The organism is Amycolatopsis sp. NBRC 101858 (genome assembly GCF_030269325.1).
In the GTDB taxonomy this organism is placed as follows: Bacteria; Actinomycetota; Actinomycetes; order Mycobacteriales; family Pseudonocardiaceae; genus Amycolatopsis; species Amycolatopsis ponsaeliensis.
Map to the genome: position 1 here is coordinate 1,840,670 of NZ_BSTD01000002.1, position 16,810 is coordinate 1,857,479.

Here is a 16,810-nt window from a genome sequence, read left to right on the forward strand (position 1 = left end):
AGTCGTTGCCTTTCAGACCGAAGTGGCGCTGCGCGAGTGGGAGGCGGGCTCGACGCCCGTCCGCACGTTGTGCTCGTGCAAGGCGCGGTAGCTGCGGAAGTAGACGAAGAGCTGGGTGCCCCACGTGCCGAGCGCCAGGATGTAGAACACCGTGCGGTGCTGGTCGTCCGGGAACGGGAAGAAGTCGTACGTCAGCGCGATCGCGGTCCCGGCCGCGGTCGCGAGGCCGGCCGCGACGGCCAGGGTCTTGGCCCCGATCTTCCACAGCCGCAGTGAGAAGTAGGCGAGGAACAGCGTCGTGAGAACGTTGACGGCGATGTAGAACGTCGCCGGGCCGACGTGCAGGTGCTCGCCGCGGAACTGCTGCAGGTACACCCCCGCGGCGATGGCCACGGCGAAGGCCCCGATGTCGGCGGCGAGCGACGGCTTGTACCGGTGCGTCACCCGCATCAGGCCCATCACCAGGATGAGGGTGATGCCGACCGACCGCGAGAACGCGTCGAAGAAGTAGGCGACGGTGTAGAGGAAGCTGCTCTCATCGCCGCCGAGCAGCGACCAGACCAGGAAGTTCGAGCCGGACGTGGCGACGATCATCCACTCCAGTCCGAGCAGGTAGTTGGCGTAGCGGCGGATGAACTTCACGCCGTAGAAGAAGCCGGCGAAGATCATCCAGAGATCAGCCAGCATGAAGAGCAGCTCTTTCATGTCAACGAGTCCTTTCGAAAGGCGGCCCGCGCCTGTGATCGCGCTCATACGGTACGACAAACTTAGTCATCTGTTCAAGATGTTTGACTAACTTCTAGACTCCGACATCCTGGTAGCCTGGCGTTGACTTAATCAAGCGTCCAACTAATCTCCGCCCCAGGAGGGTTCGTGCCACGGATCTCCGCCGCGCAGCGGCGGCAGGACTTCGTCCGCGCCGCCGTCGAGGTCATCGCGACACACGGCATCGACGGCGCCACCACCCGGCGGATCGCCGAACAGGCCAACGCCAACCTGGCGATGGTCCACTACTGCTACGACTCCAAAGAGGACCTGTTCGCCGACGTCTACGAGTTCGTGGTCGGCAAGTTCCGCGACCTGACCGCCGCCGTCGACCCGCAGGCCACTGTGGAGCAGACGGCCCACAAGATGCTGCACGACACGATGGAGTACTACGTCGAGTCGCCAAGCTTCGCCGTCTCCGCGCTGGAGCTCATCACCTGGGCCCGGCGCCAGCACGGAAGCCGCGGGATCGAGCTGTTCGACAAAGCGCTCGAAGGCGTGCGCTCCACGCTCCGGGCCGCGGCCGGCGAGCGCCCCATCGACGACGAGACGATCGACGCGATCGCGTCGGCGATCGCCTTCGTGGCCGATGGCTTCGCCGTCAGCTGGATCACCTACGGCGACCGTGCCCTCGCGACGAAGCAGATGGAAGTCGCGGACTCGCTGCTCGACAGCTGGCTGATTGCCCGGCTGGGCGCGACGAACCAGCGTGCGCCGAAGCGACGTCGCACCGCCGCCTCGCGTTGAGAGATCAGCCGGCGTGCCGTTCGAGCACCCGTTTGAAGCCACCCGTGTGCCGGGCTCGTGACAGTGCCGTCGCGAGCACGACCAGTGCCGGGAAGATCAGCGAGAGGTAGTAGGTCGTGGTGAAGGCGTCGGCGCTCGGGATGTGCGATCCGTCCAGAAGGTAGTCCGACGTCTTGAGGTTCACCGAGGCCGGATCGACCGTGCCGGCCAGCAGGCCGGCGACGTCGACCGAGTGGTACACGAACCCCGAACCGTTGAGCACGATGGTGACGACCGCGGCGCCGACCGCGATCCCGATCGCCATCAGCGTGCCCGGCATGCCCGCAGCCATGCCGGACTTCGCCTCCGGCACGACGAACTGCGGGATCGCGAACGCGGCGCTGTAGCCGGCCCGGCTGCCCAGGCCGATGATCCCGGACGCGACGACGTAGTGCCACGCCTGGTCGTGGGCGAGCCCGAGGAAGAGCAGGCCGACCCCGCAGGCCAGCGCTCCGCCGATCAGGATGATCTCCGGACGGCCGCGCGCGATGAGCTTCTCCGAGTACTTGCCGCTGATGAACATGGTCAATGCGAACGGCAGCAGGATCAGGCTCGTGGTGAACGGGTCGAAGCTCAGGCCGTACTCCGCGAACGCGCGCGACCACCCCGTCTTCCCGCCGTCGACCGACAACGGCAGGCCGTGCACCGTCTGGGCGTAGTAGTTGGCCAGGACCAGGAAGGCGGCGTCGATGCACCCGAAGAGCCCGGCGGACACGCACGCCGTGGTGACGTACGGCGTGCGCAACACGCCGACGTCGAAGACCGGGGCCTTCACCCGCCGCTCGGCGAACACCCACCCGGCCGCGGCGAGGACGCCGGCGAGCAGGATCGCCGGGGCGTTCTGGCCGACGACGCCGTCCGGCGGCGCGCTGAGCGCCAGCAGGATCAGCGAGACCCAGCCGATGAGCCACAGCGTGTTGCCGGCGCCGAGCCGGCCCTTGGACCGCGGGGCCGAGTTCGGGACGACGACCAGCAGCGCGACCGTGGTCAGCGCGAACAAGGCGGCGAGCACGAAGTAGAAGGGCGCGATCGACAGGGCGGGCACCGTGCCGTCGGCGTTGAGGTGTGCGGGCAGCGACCAGATCCGCACCGAGAGCCCGCCACCGACCATGCCCAGCACCACGCCGCTGCCGGTGGCCATGATCAGCACCATGACCGCCGTCGAGATCCCCTTGCCGCGCAGGTACCGGCGCAGGAAGCTCAGCGGGATCAGCTGCGCGGCGCTGCCGAAGCCCAGCAACGCGGAGCCGGCGACCAGCGCCGCGTAGTTGTCGGCGACGGCCGCCACGAGCGCGCCGCCGACCAGGAATCCCCCGGCGAGCAGCGCGATCGACCGGTCGCTCAGCATGTCGGTCAGCCGCGGGATGAGCACGAACCCCGCGCCGCCGCCCAGGGTCAGCGCGGCCAGGATCCAGACCGCGGCGCTCACGGAGTTGTGCGCGTAGCTGGTGGTGATGACCGGGAGCAACGGCGGCACCATGAACGAGACCGCGTTGGTCACGGTGGCCAGCAGCCCGGCGACGGCGAGCAGGGCCGTCCGGCTGACCCGCCGCGTGCCCTCGAGCGCCCGCACCTGGGCGAGCGCTAGTTCGATTTGCATGGTTCTCTCCAAGGGGTAGTCACCAGGTCACAATGGGAGGCCGGGGTCGTCGACGCCGACGACGCGGTCGCCGCAGAAGACCCGCACCGACTCGGCCGGGCCGTGGCCGCCGATGCCGGCCGGGCCCCAGAAGCTCTGCGTGGAGTCGTCGCCGAGGTCGGCGATCTTCGCGCCGTTCACCCGCACCTCGCCCGCGACGAGTCGGGCGCCCACCTCGATCGCGCGGTCGGTGTCCGAGCCGAAGACGTAAGCGTCCAAACCGGACGGTGCCGCGTTGGCGATCCGGACTGCCTCTTCGGTGGAATCGACGTCGTGCACGGAGACGAGCGGGCCGAACAGCTCCGCCGTGGCCCGTTCCGGGTCGGCGCCGACGGCGACCGTCGGGGACAGGAAGAAGCCGTCGAGGTCCGGCAGCCGCGCGGGTTGGTGGATGCTCGCGCCGAGGTCGCGCAGCCCCGCGATCCGGCTGTCCAGGGTGCGGAAGTGCGGCTCGTTCGAGATCGGGCCGACCTGGGAGTCCTCGTCGAGCGAGTGACCGACGACGAGCTTGGCGATCCGCTCGGTCAGCGCCTCGACCAGGGGACCGACCATGGCTTTCGGAGCGAGCACTTTGCCCGGGCCCTCGCACCACTGGCCGTTGAGCTTGGTCATCCCCTCCAGGATCCCGTCGGCGGTGACATCCGGGTCGGCGTCGTCGAGCACAACGACCGGGTTGTTGCCGCCGAGTTCCAGTTGCAACACCTTGAAGTCTTCGGCCGCGGCGCGGGCGATGGCGCGGCCCGCGCCGGGGCCGCCGGTGAAGGAGACGATCTTGATCCGCGGGTCGGCGGTAAGCCGCGCGCCGACGTCGCCGGTGCCGTGCACGAGCTGCAGCGCACCGCGGGGCAGGCCCGCTTCGACGAAGCACTCGACGACGAGCTGCGCGCTCGACGGCGCGTGCTCGGAGGGTTTCAGGATGACCGGGCAGCCAGCGGCGATCGCGCTGGTGACCTTGGCCGCGGGGATGAAGCTCGGGCCGTTCCACGGCGTGAGGATCGCGGCCGGGCCCCACGGCACCTTGTAGAGCCGGACGTCCCGCCCGCCCGCGGCAAGGGCCCTCGCCCGCGGAATGGCCACGAGGTCGGCCGCGGCCGCGCGGATGCGGAACGGCAGGAACGCCGCGACCGTGCGGGTGACGCCGATCGGCGTGCCGCTGGTGAGCGCGTCCGTGCGGGCGATGTCCTCGACGCGGCCTTCGACGATCGTGGCCACCCGCTCCAGCAGTTCCGCCCGTTCCTGCCGGGCGTCCTCGTCCCACAGGGTGGCGTCGTACACCTGCTCGGCGTGGCGCAGGGCGCGCTCGAGGTCGTCCGGCGGGGTGGTGGCGAGCCGGTGGACGGGCTCGCGGGTGTTGGGGTCGACGTTCCACGCGTCCCCAGCGCTCGCGCACTCGGTCCACTCGTCGGCGATGTAGTTGTGCGGCATGGCGTTCACCTCCGTTGGTCAGGACTGCAGGTCGACGACGATGCGGGTGACGCCGCCGGACGTCATCGCCTCGAAGCCCTTGGTGATCTCGGCGAACGGGATGACGCGGGTGACCATCTCGTCGAGCAGCAACCGGCCCTGCTGGTAGAGCCGGGCGAACTGCGCGATGTCCTCGCGGGCCTGGCCCGAACCCATGTAGGAGCCGATGAGCCGCTTCTCCTGGAAGAAGAAATCCGACGCGGGCATGCTGATCTCGGTTCCGCCGGGGGCGATCCCGACCAGGCAGGCCGTGCCCGTGGGGCGGACGAGCGCGAGGGCGGTCGCGGCGGTGCGGGCCGAGCCGACTGCTTCGAAGGCGTAGTCGACGCCGTCGCCGAGCAGGCGGTGCAGCTCCGCCACCGGGTCGCCGGCGTCGCCGTTGACGACGTGGGTGGCGCCGTAGCCGCGGGCGGCTTCCAGGCGCTCGTCGTCGAGGTCGATGGCGACGATCGCGGACGCGCCCGCCAGCCGGGCGCCCTGGATGATGGCCGAGCCGACGCCGCCGCAGCCGATGACCGCCGCGGTGCTGCCCGGGCGCAGTCGCGCCGCGCGGAACACGGCGCCGACGCCGGTGACGACGCAGCACGACAGCAGGCAGCCGACGTGCGACGGAACGTCGTCCGGCAGCTTCACCAGCGCGTTCTCCCGCATCAGGGTGTGCTGGGAAAAAGCGCCGATGTCACCCAGCCGCGCGATGGGGCGGCCGTCGGGGAACCGGAACGCCGGCCGCGGGCGGCTGCGGACCTCCTCGACGCGCAGGCATTGGGTCGACCGGCCCGCATCGCAGTTGGCGCACAGCCCGCACGACGGGGTCAGCGCTCCGGTGACCCGGTCGCCCGGGCGCAGTCCGGTGACGGCCGCGCCGACGGCCTCCACGACCCCCGCCACTTCGTGGCCGAGCACCACCGGGACGTCGGTGGGTACGGTGCCCGTCATGTAGTGCAGGTCGCTGTGGCACAGGCCGACGTGGGTGACCGCGACCCGCACCTCCCGCGGTTCCGGGTCGTCCACGTGGATGTCGGTCAGCTCGAGCGGCCGGTTGACTTCGGTCAGTACTGCGGCGCGGGTTTCGATCACGCGGCCGCCTCCTTCGGGGTAGTGGGTCAGGTTCGGGCGGACCAGAAGGCCTCGACGCCCGCGCTGAGGGCGCCGCTGGACCAGGCCGCGTGCGCCGCTTGGTCTTCGCGGGCGAAGGCGGCTTCGACCTCCTCGGCGCGCGGGCGCAGGAGAGCGAGGTGCAGGGCTGTCGTGTTGCCCTCCGGCGTCCACTCGCGAACGGTGTCGACCGCGCGGCCGAGCAGTGCGTCGGGCTCGACCAGCTCGTCGAGCAGGCCGATCCGCAGCGCCTCCTGGGCGCCGACCCGCGGGGAGCCGAGCACCAGGCGCATCGCGTGGTTGCCGATCAGGCGGTGCAGCAGCACGCTCGACGCGTTGGAGATCGTGAGCCCCCGGCTGTTCTCGGGCTGGTAGTACTCGGTCGCCGCCGTGCCGATGCGCGCGTCGCAGCAGAGCGTGATTTCCGAGGCGCCGCCGACGGCGATGCCGTTGACGGCCGCGACCACCGGCACCCGGGTCGCGAGGATCGCGCGGGTGATGTCGTGGAAGCTCTCGAACGCCCGCCGGACCTCGGCGTCGGTCGTCGGCGCCTGGCGGAGGTCCTCCCCCGCGGAGAACGCGCGTCCGGCACCGGTGAGCACGATGCCGCGCACCGCCTTCCCGGAGCCGAGTTCGCGGATCAGCGCCGCGAGCCGCAGCCGGGTGCCGACGTCGAGGACGTTGAGCTTCTCGGGACGGGTGAAGGTCACGACGGCGACGTCGCGGACGACGTCGACGGCGAGGAACTGGTGCACGGCTAGCTCCTTCGTGGTGCGAAGTCGTAGGTGACGCCAGGAGCCTTCTCCCGCAGCGCGGGCTTGGAAACGCGCTCGGACGGCGTACGAGGGAAATCCGCGACGAACTCGACGTACCGCGGCACCTTGAAGCGCGCGAGCTGGGTCCCCGCCCGCTCGAGGATGTGCCCGGCGGTCGTCCGGTCGGCCGCGATGCCGCCCCGCAGCCGGAGAAACGCCTTGACCTCTTCGCCGAGCACCTCGTCGGGGACGGCGAGCACGGCGGCGGCGACCACGCGGTCGTCGCGTTCCAAGGCCGACTCGACCTCGGCGCAGGCGACGTTTTCGCCGCCCCGGCGCACCATGTCCTTGATCCGCCCGACCAGCCGGAGGCCGTCGGGCCGGCGGACGACGAGGTCGCCGGTGTGCAGCCGGCCGTCGTGCAGCACGCCTTCGGGGCGGTTCCAGTAGCCGTTCATCATCGGCTTGCCCTCGACGACCAGCTCCCCCGGTTCGCCGTCCGGTACCGCGGTGCCGTCGGGAGCGAGGACGTGAACCCGTTTTGTGGGCACCGGTCGTCCCAAACTGCCGGTGCCCACCGCGTCGGTGTCGTCGAAGGGGCTGAACAAGTCCACACCGGACTCGGTCATCCCGTAGATCTCCCGCCACGGGGCGCCCCACCGCTGTTCCAGCTGCTCGTGCAGGGCAGTGGGAATCCCCGAGCAGAGCACCATCCGGAGGCGGTTGTCGCGGTCCTCGGGCGACGGCGGCTGCTTGAACAGCAGCGTCGGCATCGACCCGAGGACGTAGAAGAAGGTGACCCCGTGACGGCGGACGTCGGCCATGAAGGTCGACGCGGAGAACCGGGGCAGGACGACCAGCGGCGCGCCGGCGGTCAGCGCCAGCACGGTGTTCCACTGTGGATCCATGTAGGAGAAGGGCTGGGACGTCAGGATGACGTCCCCGGTGCCGAGCCCGGTCGCGCCCGCGCAGATCCAGCCCAGCCGCAGCCAGTAGTCGTGGGTGAGCATGCAGGCCTTCGGGAAGCCGGTCGTGCCCGAGGTGTACTGCAAGTTCGCCAAAGTCGCCGCCTCGACCGGGATCTGCGGTGCCCACGAGGGAAACGGCTGCGAGCCGTCGTCGGCGACGTCGACCACTTCGACGTCCGCCCCCACTTCGGCCACCAGCCCGGCCCGCTCGATGTCGGTGAAGATGATCCGGGCGCCCGAGTCGCGCAGCACGAACGCGAGGTCCGCGCTCCGGTAAGAACAGTTCACCGGGACGACGACCGCGCCCGCCTTCAGCGCGGCCAGCCAGACGACGGGCCAGTGGACGACGTTCGGGAGCATGATCGCGACCCGGTCCCCCGGCCGGACGCCGTCGACCTCGATCAGCCGGTGCGCCAGCCGCGAGGTCCAGGCGTCGATTTCGCCGAAGGTCCAGGCCCCCTCGGCGAACCGCAGGAACTCCCGATCGGCGGCGTCCTCCGCCCGGCGCGCCAGCAGCCCGGTCAGCGTCGGGACCGGCGGGTCCTCCCCCATCCGCTCGATGCTCACACGAAACTCCTCTCCAGCCGGCGGGCGGCCTCGGCGACGACCCAGGCGAACGTCGGGTCGCCGCCGGCCATCCACTCCGGATGCCACTGGACGCCGAGGACCGGGGCTCCGGGCAGTTCCACCGCCTCGACGACCCCGTCGCTCGTCCGCCCGGTGACGACCAGGCCGGTTCCGCAGCGGTCGACGGCCTGGTGGTGCCAGGAATTGGTGCGCGCGGACGGTCCGAACAGGCCGGCGGCGGTCGAGCCCGGCTCGAAGGTCACGACGTGGTCGGCGGTCCCGTCCGTGGGAGCCGCCTCCGGCGACAGGTGCGCCACCGGGCCGGCGGGCAGGTCGGCGATCAGGGTGCCGCCCAGGGCGACGTTGAGCACCTGGAGGCCGCGGCACACCGCCAGCACCGGGAGCCGCCGCTCGAGCGCCGTCCGGACCAGGGCGAGCTCGTACTCGTCCCGGGCCACGTCGTGGACCGTCGGATCGGTCCGCGGGTCGATGTCGCGGACGACCGAGGTGTCGCCGCCCCAGCACGCCGGGTGAACGTCCTGCCCGCCGGTGATCACGACGGCGGACAGCCACGCACACACCCCCGCCACGTCCGTGTCGTAGGACAGGTGGACCGGGAGCCCGCCCGCCGCGGCGACCCGCGTCGCGAAGTCCGACATGGCGCTGTCCAGGCACCGGTCGCCGTACCTCGGGTCGGCCCCGTCGACCAGGGACAACCGGAAGCGCCGGCCGGTGATGCCGATCAGCGGCCTCACGGCAGCTCGAAGTAGCGGGCCGACTCCCACTCGGAGAGCTCGGCGGACGGGTCACCGCCCATGGTGTGGAAGGCGAGCCACTCCCACCGGCGCGAGGCGACCCAGTAGTCGACGAACTCGTTCCCGAGCAGCTCGCGCAAGTTCACGTCGGCGTCGAGCGCGGCGGCCGCCTTCGTGATGGTGTCCGGGATCCGCTCGATGCCGAGCCCGGGCGGCAGGCACCACGCCATGTCGGTGACCGGCTCCGGCGGCTCGATCTTCTGCTCGATACCCGCGACGACCCCGGCCAGGACACCGGCGAGCGCGAGGTAGAGGTTCGCGTCAGCGCCGGGCAGGCGGTACTCGAGCCGGGAGTACTCCGAGTGCCCGACGACCGCGCGCACCGCGGCGGTCTTGTTGCTGATGCCCCAGCTGACCGTGACCGGTGGCCCGCTGAGGTCGACCAGCCTGCGGTACGACGTGATCTGGGGCAGCACGATCGAGGTGTTGCCCTCGATCGTGGCGAGCAGGCCGCCGACGGCGTGCAGCATGGTCTCGGACGGTCCGTCTTCGGCGTAGAACGCGTTGGCGCCGTCGCGCTGCAGCGAGAGGTTGATGTGGGACGCCTGGCCGTAGCCGGCGGTGGGCTTGGCCATGAAGGTGACGCTGCGGCCGAGGTCGTGCGCCACCTCTCGCATCACCTGGCGGGTGCGCGCCCAGTCGTCGGCGACCTTGACCGGGTCGCCCATCGCGATGTTGAGCTCGATCTGGCCGGCGGCGTCCTCGTCGTTCCAGGCCTCCCAGACGATGCCCACCTCGTCGAGGCGCTCGGCCACCGCGTGCATGTACTCGACCCAGTCCTTGGACTTGGCGTGGTGGTAGGCCGTGCCGGCGGCGCCGCCGAGCGGGGTCAGGTCGCGGTAGCCGCGAGCGCGTGCCTCGTGGATCGGCTCCTCGAAGACGGTGGCCTCGATCTCGACCGCGACGGTGGCGGTGTAGCCGTGCTGCGCGAGCCGGTCCACCATGCGGCGCACCAGGTTGCGCGGGCAGAGCGGAACCGGCCGGCCGTCCTTGAGCCAGTAGTCACCGATCACCGAGTCCAGGCCCGGCTTCCAGCGCACCAGAGTCGAGAGGTCGGGACGCAGGTAGACGTCGTCGATGTGGCCCCGCCACTCGGGGAACGGTGCCCCGAACACCGGCAGGTTGCCCAGGTCGAGGCCGAACAGGAGGTCGGCGTGGGGAAAGCCGGTGTCCTGACCGGACTCGAACTTCCGGGGCGAGACGACCTTGCCGAGGAAACACCCCTCGGGATTCGTCGCTTCGAGCCGCACGGCCCGCGCCGCGGTGGGGGTTTCAGACATCGTAACGAACCTTCCAGGAGGCGCCGGCCATGACCGACAGCTGCGACATGGTTCCCTGCAGGCCGAGAGCTCCGGCGTTGAGAACGGCGAAGAGGTCGTCGGCACCGGAGAAGATTCCGGCGAGGGACTCGGGATCCGAAGCGATGAGGTACTGCGATGTGCCCTCGCCGAGTACGAGCTGCTCCAGCCCGCTCTCGCCCTCGGTGACCACCACCAGCGTCTCGGGCATCCCCGGGAGGGTGCGGGTGCGGTCCCAGAACCGTTGCGCCCCTTCGCGCCACGGGGGAATCGGCGGCGTGAGCGCGTGCAGCACGCCGGCGGCGAGGTCGGTGTCGCCGACGGCCTCCGCGGCCGGCGCGAACCGGCCGTTCAGGTCGACGGTCACCACCGCGTCGGGCTCGGCGAGCACGCCGGTCGAGACGTCGATTCCCTGGGGGCCGAAGGCGATCGTGGCCGATTGGGGCGTGTTGTGCGATTTCACCGCGACGACCCCGCTGGTCCGGCTGAGTTCCCCGACGGCGTAACCGGCGCGGTGCGCGTCGCGCAGCGTGCGGCCGATCAGCCGGACGAGGGGACTGGCGTCGTCCTCGATCCTGATCTCGACCCGCGCGGCGTCCCGCTTTCCTCTGGTCATCTTCCGGTCCTTCCGAGTCCGTCCGCGCCGAACTTAGTCATTTGACTGAGGCGTTTGACCAGTGATAGTGAGTCACGGGTCACAAGGTGTCAACACCTCGCCGCCGATTCGCCAGGAAAGGTCCCCGGATGACCGCGCAGATCCCCCCGTGCTGGGCTCGGCTCGACAGCCACGCTCTCCTTGTGGCGCAAGCGATCGCGGCCGCCCTGCCCGCTCCCGTCCGCGAACTCGGCGCCGAAGCCGCGCGCGCGGTGCTGGCGAGCCCGCACGCCGGCGTCCCGCTCACACCACTCGCCCGGGTCGAGGAGCTCGCGGTGCCGACGCGTGCCGGACGGCTCCGCGCCCGCCGGTACCACGCACCGGCGTCGGGCAACGGCGTGCTGCTCTACCTGCACGGCGGCGGATTCGTCCTCGGGACGCTCGACGGCGCGGACGAGGCGTGCCGCGCCATCGCGGCCAGGTCGGGCTGGGACGTGGTCTCGCTGGAGTACCGGCTCGCACCCGAGCACCCGTACCCGGCCGCACTCGAGGACGCGATCGACGCGTTCGCCTGGCTCCGGGAGCACGGCGACCGGGTCGCCGTCGGCGGCGACTCCGCAGGCGGAAATCTCGCCGCCGCCCTGTGCCTGCACCTGCGCGACCACGACCTGGCTCCGCCGGTGACCCAGATCCTCGTCTACCCGGCGGTCGACGACCGCTTCGCGACGCCGTCGTGGACCGAGTTCGCCGACGCTCCCGTGCTGACCACCGCCGACGCACGCTGGCTCTGGGAGCAGTACACCCGGGAAAGCACCGCCGTCATCGACGAGTACGCCGCGCCCATGAAGGCCGCCTCCCTGCACGACCTGCCGCCGGCCCTCGTGCTCACCGCCGAGGTCGACCCGCTGCGCGACGACGCGGAGGCCTACGCCGGGCGCCTGCGAGCTGACGGCGTACCAACGACTTCGGTCCGCTACGACGGCGTCTTCCACGGGTTCTTCACCGAGGTCGGCGCCTTCCCCCAGACGGACACCGCTCTCGACGACGTGGCACGACACCTCCGCGCCCATTGACGGACGTCGCCTGGGTCTCTACTTTCTTAGTCATCCGACTCAGACCTTTGACTAGAAGGCGGGGATCATGACCGACAGCCCGACACCTGCCAGCCCCGTCGTCGACGTCCTGTGCGTCGGCGCCGGCTTCTCCGGCCTGTACGCCGCCTACCAGGCCCGCGAGCACGGCTGGACGTTCGCCGGTTTCGAGGCCGCGAGCGAGGTCGGCGGGACGTGGTTCCTGAACACCTATCCGGGCGCGCGCTGCGACGTCGAGAGCATCTACTACTCGTACTCCTTCAGCGAGGAACTGCAGAAGGAGTGGACCTGGAGCGAGCGATTCGCGCCGCAGCAGGAAATCCTCCGCTACATCAACCACGTCGCCGACCGGTTCGACCTTCGCCGGTACTTCCGCTTCGGCACCAGGGTGGTGGCGGCGAACTGGCTGCCCGAAGAGAAGCTTTGGGAAGTAACGCTCGACTCCGGCGCCACCCGGCGGGGCCGCTACCTGCTGGCCGCCTCGGGCGGCCTGTCCACGCCGAAGGACGTCGACGTCCCCGGCCTGGAGAACTTCGCCGGCCTCGTCGTGTCGACCAGCCGCTGGAACGTCTCGCTCGACGACCTCGCCGGGAAGCGGGTCGCGGTGATCGGCACCGGATCGTCGGGCGTGCAGTGCATTCCGCTCATCGCCGAGGTGGCCGAGCACCTGACGGTGTTCCAGCGCACCGCCAACTACGTCTTCCCGGCCCGCAACCGCCCACTGCCGCCCGAGGTCGTCGACGACACCAAGAGCCGCTACCCCGAAATCCGGCAGGAGTGCCGCTACTCCCCCGGCGGCATCCCGGACCGCCCGGTGACCGACCGCGCCTTCGACGTCTCCGACGAGGAGCGCCGCCGCCGCTACGAAGCGGCGTACGAGCGCAGCGGTTTCCTGGGCGTGGGCGCGGAATTCGCCGACCTGCTCGTCGACCTCGACGCCAACAAGACCGCGGCCGACTTCTTCCGGGGCAAGATCCACGAGATCGTCCACGACCAGCGCACCGCGACGCTGCTGGAACCGCATTTCCCGATGGGCGCCAAGCGAAGCTGTTTCGGCACCGGCTACTACGAAACCTTCAACCGCCCCAACGTTTCCCTGGTCTCGCTGCGCGAGGAGCCCATCACGACGATGACCGCGGACAGCATCGTCACCGAGGCCGGGTCCTCCGAGGTCGACGCCGTCGTCCTGGCGATCGGGTTCGACGCCTTCACCGGACCGCTCTTCGGGCTCAACGTCACCGTGCCCGGCCACGGCAGGCTGCAGGACGCCTGGCGCGACGGCGTCCGCACCTACCTCGGCCTGCTGACCGCGGGCTTCCCCAACTTCTTCATGGTCGCGGGCCCGCAGAGCCCCGCGCTGGCCAGCAACGTCGTGATGACCATCGAGCAGGCGGTCGACTGGATCAGCGACCTGATCGCCCACGCGCGCGCCGGGGGCCACGAGGTCATCGAGGCCACGCCCGAGGGCCAGGACGACTGGGTGGGCATCGCGGAGTGGACGGTGAGCCAGACCCTCTACGCGACCACCGACTCGTGGTACCGCGGCTCCAACGTCGCGGGCAAGCCGTCGACGTTCATGGGCTACGTCGGCGGCGTCGGCCGCTACCGCCGGATTTGCGAGGAGATCGCGCGCCGCGGCTACCCCGGCGTCGCCCTCGACGGCTCCGCGGTGGCGAAGGGCATCGGCCGGATCGATGCGGAGGTCGACGGATGAAGGTCGTCCACCAGCGCTACGTCGCCTACTCCGACGCCCACTACGCCGGAAACCTGGTCGACGGCGCATACAGCCTGAAGCTGTTCGGCGACGCCGGAACCCACCTGGCGATCCTGGGCGACGGCCACGAAAGCCTCTTCGCGGGCTATTCCGGCGTCGAGTTCCTCGCGCCGGTCCGCGGCGGCGACGTGATCGAGGTCGAGGCCCGCCTGGCCGCCAAGGGCACCCGCAGCCGGACGGTCGAGTTCGAGCTGCGCGTGATCTGCCGTTCCCTCGACGACTCCGGCCGGGCCGAGGTCCTGGCCGAGCCCATCGTCGCGACCCGCGCCCGCGGCACGGGTGTCATCCCCGCCGATTTCGTCAAGGAGAACCGATGAACACCGTGCGAGAAGAGACCTGCGAGGTCGTGGTGGTCGGCGCCGGCATGGCCGGCCTGATGGCCGCGACCACCCTGGCCGACCGGGACGTCGTCGTCCTCGAAGCCACGGACCGCGCCGGCGGGCGCGTGGACTCCATCCGCCAGGGCGACTACTGGATCAATGTCGGCACCCAGTTCACCGAGGGCACCGGTCCCCTGATCGACGCCCTGCACCGCCACCAGGTCCCGATGGGAACCCTGGAGGGGAAGTCGGTGGCGCTGGCACTCGGCGGGAAGCAGGTCGACACGTCCAACCCGTTCGCCCTGATGTTCCGGTCCCGGATGAGCCTGCTGGACCGCCTCGGGCTGGCGGCCGTGGGCACTCGCATCATCGCGAACGTTCCGTTCCTGGAGATGGCTTCCGACAACCGCTGGGCTAAGCGAGTCCGGGCGAAGCTCGACGCCCGCCGCGCCGACTTCGTGCTGCGCGGGGTCGCCTCGGACCTCGCCCGGACGATGGTCCGCTCGTGGTCCGGGCAGTGGATGGGGTGCGAGCCGGAAGAGACCGCGGCCACGCAGTTCGTCTACTCGATGGGCATCCTGCTGACCGACCCCGGGAAGGTCCCGAACCTCTCGCTGCCCGAAGGCGGCAACCAGACGCTGACCGACATCCTGAGCAAGGACCTCGGCGAGCGAATCAGGCTGAACTCGCCGGTGACGTCCCTGACCCGAACGGCCGACGGCGTGGTCGTGGAGTACACCGGCCCGGACGGCCCCGCGCGCCTGAACGCCCGGCGCGCCATCGTCGCGGTGCCCGCCGACATCGCGGTCCGGATCCTCCGCGACCTGCCCCGGGAGTACCGCGAAGCGTTCGCCGACATCCGCTACGGCCGGTACGTGGTGGTGGGCTTCTTCACCCACGAGGAAGGACCGCAGCGCTGGGACGACTACCTGGCCGTGTCGACGCCGGAGTTGTCGTTCCAGGCGATGTTCAACCACGCGGCCGCGGTGCGCCGGGGGAACACGCGCAAGCCCGGCGGCGCCCTGGCTTGCTTCGCCGGCGGCGCCGAAGCCGACAAGCTGTTCGAACTCGGTGACGACGAGATCGTCGCCCGGTTCACTGCGGATCTCCTGAAACTATACCCGGAGCTGAAGGGAAAGCTCGGCGAGGGCATCCTGCGCCGGCACCCGCGCGTCGTGCCGTTCTGGGCACCCGGCGGCCGGGCCTCGCTCGCGACGCTGCGCCAGAACCTCGGCCCCGTGCACTTGGCCGGCGACTACCAGCTCGACGTGCCGTCGCTGGCCGACGCGGCCAACTCGGGCCAGCAGGCCGCACACAAGGTACTGGCGAGCCTCACTCCCAACGAAAGGTGACCATGACCGCCACCCGCTCTCCCGCCCGTCAGGCGGACCGGCTCTACCACGACCTGCTCTCCTCCGCCGAAACCCGCGAGGTACGCGACCGGGTCCGGAAGGTCGCGGCCGACGTCGTCGCGCCGGCGGCCTTCCGGATCGCGAACGGCGACGAGCGCGTCGACGGCTTCCCCCGCGACGTCTTCGGAGCGCTAGCAGGCTAGTCAGGCCGTCGCCGAGGAAGACGCAGCAGGCGACGTGTGGCGTTACAGTGCCACAGTGGACGCAGAATGGCCGCGACCGAGCCGACGCACCGCCGAGCTGATGCGGGACGTCGCCGAGTGCCTTCTGGCTTCGACGAACGTAGCGGTCGGCGAGGTGGTGGCCGCCGCCCACCGGGAGGCCGAGTACCGCGCACTGCTGGAAGACCCGCAGCTCGCGGCGGCCGACCGGCACATGAGCAAGGCTTACTTCAGGCACTGGTTGTCGGCCACGCTCCAGGACCCCGGGGCGCGAGTCGGGCCGTGCGTCGACCCGGAAGTCCTGCAGTTCGCACGCGACCTGGTGCGACGCCGCCTGGACATGCACGACCTCGGTTCGTGGCGGGGTGCCCAGCACGGGGCGTGGGAGCTGTGGGTCGACGCCTGCTTCGCGACGACTCCCGTCGTCGACGAGCTCCGCGACTTGATGAAGGTGTCCGAGCGGTCGATGACGACCTTCATCGACGATTCGATCGCGGCGCTCGACGAGTACGCCGAACAGGAACGGGCGGACCTCGCGCGGGGCGCCAGCGCCGAGCGGCACGCCACCGTCCAGCTCTTGCTCGAAGGTGCGCCGATCGGCCGGGCGCCGGCCGAATCGCGGCTCGGGTACGCACTGGCGGGCAGCCACGTCGCCGCGATCATCTGGAGCGACTCCGCCGACGAGGCCGCCGATCTCGACGCGGCCGCCGAGACGGTGATGAAGATGTGCGGAGCCTCGCGCCGATTCACCTTGAACGCGAGCGCCACCGCGCTGTGGGTGTGGGTCCCGGCGGACACGGTCCCGTCGGCCGAGGCGGCGGAAGCCGGTCTGGACGGCCACCCGGGAATCCATGTCGCGTTCGGACGCTGCGGGCGGGATCTCGACGGTTTTCGCCGTAGCCACCTGGACGCCGCCGCCGCGCAGCGGTTGCTGGCGCGGATGGGCTCGGTGCGTCCTGTCGTCCGGTACGAGGACGTCGCGTTGGTGTCGGTGCTCACGGCCGACATGGCGCAGGCCGACCAGTTCGTGACCGACACTCTGGGCGACTTCGCGACTGCCGACCCGGTGCTGCGGCAAACGGTGCTGACCTATGTTCGGGAACGGTTCAACGGCTCCGCCGCGGCGGAGCGGATGTTCACGCACCGCAACACCATCGAGCGACGGCTGGCCCGCGCCGATCAGCTGCTGCCGGTGCCGCTCGCCGACAACGCCGCGAGCGTGGTCGCAGCACTCAAGCTGGTGCAGTTGCGGGACTGAAGCCGATCACCTCCGCGGCGCTCGCTGTAGGCCTGGTCTCCTCCCAG

General features: G+C 70.7%; 16 protein-coding genes. 7 read left to right on the forward strand and 9 right to left on the reverse strand.

Annotated elements, in window-relative coordinates:
* Positions 1-12: 12 nt before the first annotated feature.
* A complete protein-coding gene (locus QSK39_RS21535) occupies positions 13-705 on the reverse strand; it encodes a transporter (protein WP_285479560.1) in 693 nt (230 codons plus the stop codon).
* Positions 706-873: 168 nt separating this feature from the next.
* Here QSK39_RS21535 and QSK39_RS21540 point away from each other — a divergent pair, with 168 nt between their 5' ends.
* Positions 874-1,512, forward strand: coding sequence for a TetR/AcrR family transcriptional regulator (locus QSK39_RS21540; RefSeq protein WP_285479561.1), 639 nt, complete (start codon positions 874-876; stop codon positions 1,510-1,512).
* 4 nt (positions 1,513-1,516) lie between these two features.
* Here the strand turns inward: QSK39_RS21540 and QSK39_RS21545 are convergent, their stop codons facing one another.
* From QSK39_RS21545 to QSK39_RS21580, 8 genes are read right to left on the reverse strand one after another with little or no spacing between them, the layout of a single operon-like run.
* A complete protein-coding gene (locus QSK39_RS21545) occupies positions 1,517-3,151 on the reverse strand; it encodes an MFS transporter (RefSeq protein WP_285479562.1) in 1,635 nt (544 codons plus the stop codon).
* 27 nt (positions 3,152-3,178) lie between these two features.
* On the reverse strand, positions 3,179-4,615 hold the full coding sequence (locus QSK39_RS21550; protein ID WP_285479563.1) for an aldehyde dehydrogenase family protein: 1,437 nt from the start codon (positions 4,613-4,615) through the stop codon (positions 3,179-3,181).
* Positions 4,616-4,633: 18 nt separating this feature from the next.
* A complete protein-coding gene (locus QSK39_RS21555) occupies positions 4,634-5,731 on the reverse strand; it encodes a Zn-dependent alcohol dehydrogenase (protein WP_285479564.1) in 1,098 nt (365 codons plus the stop codon).
* A 26-nt stretch (positions 5,732-5,757) separates the two neighbouring features.
* Positions 5,758-6,504 carry an enoyl-CoA hydratase/isomerase family protein gene (locus QSK39_RS21560; protein WP_285479565.1) on the reverse strand — a complete coding sequence of 249 codons (747 nt, stop codon included), beginning with the start codon at positions 6,502-6,504 and terminating at the stop codon, positions 5,758-5,760.
* Between the two features lie 2 nt (positions 6,505-6,506).
* Entirely contained in the window at positions 6,507-8,039 is a 1,533-nt protein-coding gene (locus QSK39_RS21565; protein WP_285479566.1) for a class I adenylate-forming enzyme family protein, read from the reverse strand.
* Entirely contained in the window at positions 8,036-8,794 is a 759-nt protein-coding gene (locus QSK39_RS21570; RefSeq protein WP_285479567.1) for a gamma-glutamyl-gamma-aminobutyrate hydrolase family protein, read from the reverse strand. Before QSK39_RS21570 ends, QSK39_RS21565 begins: the two co-directional genes overlap by 4 nt.
* Positions 8,791-10,134: a glutamine synthetase family protein gene (locus tag QSK39_RS21575; protein WP_285479568.1), complete on the reverse strand. Its 1,344-nt coding sequence runs from the start codon at positions 10,132-10,134 to the stop codon at positions 8,791-8,793. Before QSK39_RS21575 ends, QSK39_RS21570 begins: the two co-directional genes overlap by 4 nt.
* On the reverse strand, positions 10,127-10,768 hold the full coding sequence (locus QSK39_RS21580) for a hypothetical protein (RefSeq protein ID WP_285479569.1): 642 nt from the start codon (positions 10,766-10,768) through the stop codon (positions 10,127-10,129). Before QSK39_RS21580 ends, QSK39_RS21575 begins: the two co-directional genes overlap by 8 nt.
* 128 nt (positions 10,769-10,896) lie before the next feature.
* Between QSK39_RS21580 and QSK39_RS21585 the strand changes: the two genes are divergently transcribed.
* From QSK39_RS21585 to QSK39_RS21610, 6 genes are all read left to right on the forward strand, one after another.
* The gene (locus QSK39_RS21585; protein WP_285479570.1) at positions 10,897-11,820 is read left to right on the forward strand and encodes an alpha/beta hydrolase; all 924 of its coding nucleotides are present in this window, start codon (positions 10,897-10,899) and stop codon (positions 11,818-11,820) included.
* Positions 11,821-11,887: 67 nt separating this feature from the next.
* Complete coding sequence (locus QSK39_RS21590) at positions 11,888-13,552, forward strand: flavin-containing monooxygenase (protein WP_285479571.1); 1,665 nt, start codon at positions 11,888-11,890, stop codon at positions 13,550-13,552.
* On the forward strand, positions 13,549-13,929 hold the full coding sequence (locus QSK39_RS21595; RefSeq protein ID WP_285479572.1) for a hotdog fold domain-containing protein: 381 nt from the start codon (positions 13,549-13,551) through the stop codon (positions 13,927-13,929). Before QSK39_RS21590 ends, QSK39_RS21595 begins: the two co-directional genes overlap by 4 nt.
* Positions 13,926-15,284 carry a flavin monoamine oxidase family protein gene (locus tag QSK39_RS21600; protein ID WP_285479573.1) on the forward strand — a complete coding sequence of 453 codons (1,359 nt, stop codon included), beginning with the start codon at positions 13,926-13,928 and terminating at the stop codon, positions 15,282-15,284. The genes QSK39_RS21595 and QSK39_RS21600 overlap by 4 nt, the downstream gene beginning before the upstream one ends.
* A gap of 2 nt (positions 15,285-15,286) precedes the next feature.
* Positions 15,287-15,487: a hypothetical protein gene (locus QSK39_RS21605; protein ID WP_285479574.1), complete on the forward strand. Its 201-nt coding sequence runs from the start codon at positions 15,287-15,289 to the stop codon at positions 15,485-15,487.
* A gap of 55 nt (positions 15,488-15,542) precedes the next feature.
* A complete protein-coding gene (locus tag QSK39_RS21610; protein ID WP_285479575.1) occupies positions 15,543-16,763 on the forward strand; it encodes a PucR family transcriptional regulator in 1,221 nt (406 codons plus the stop codon).
* The last annotated feature ends 47 nt before the right edge of the window (positions 16,764-16,810 follow it).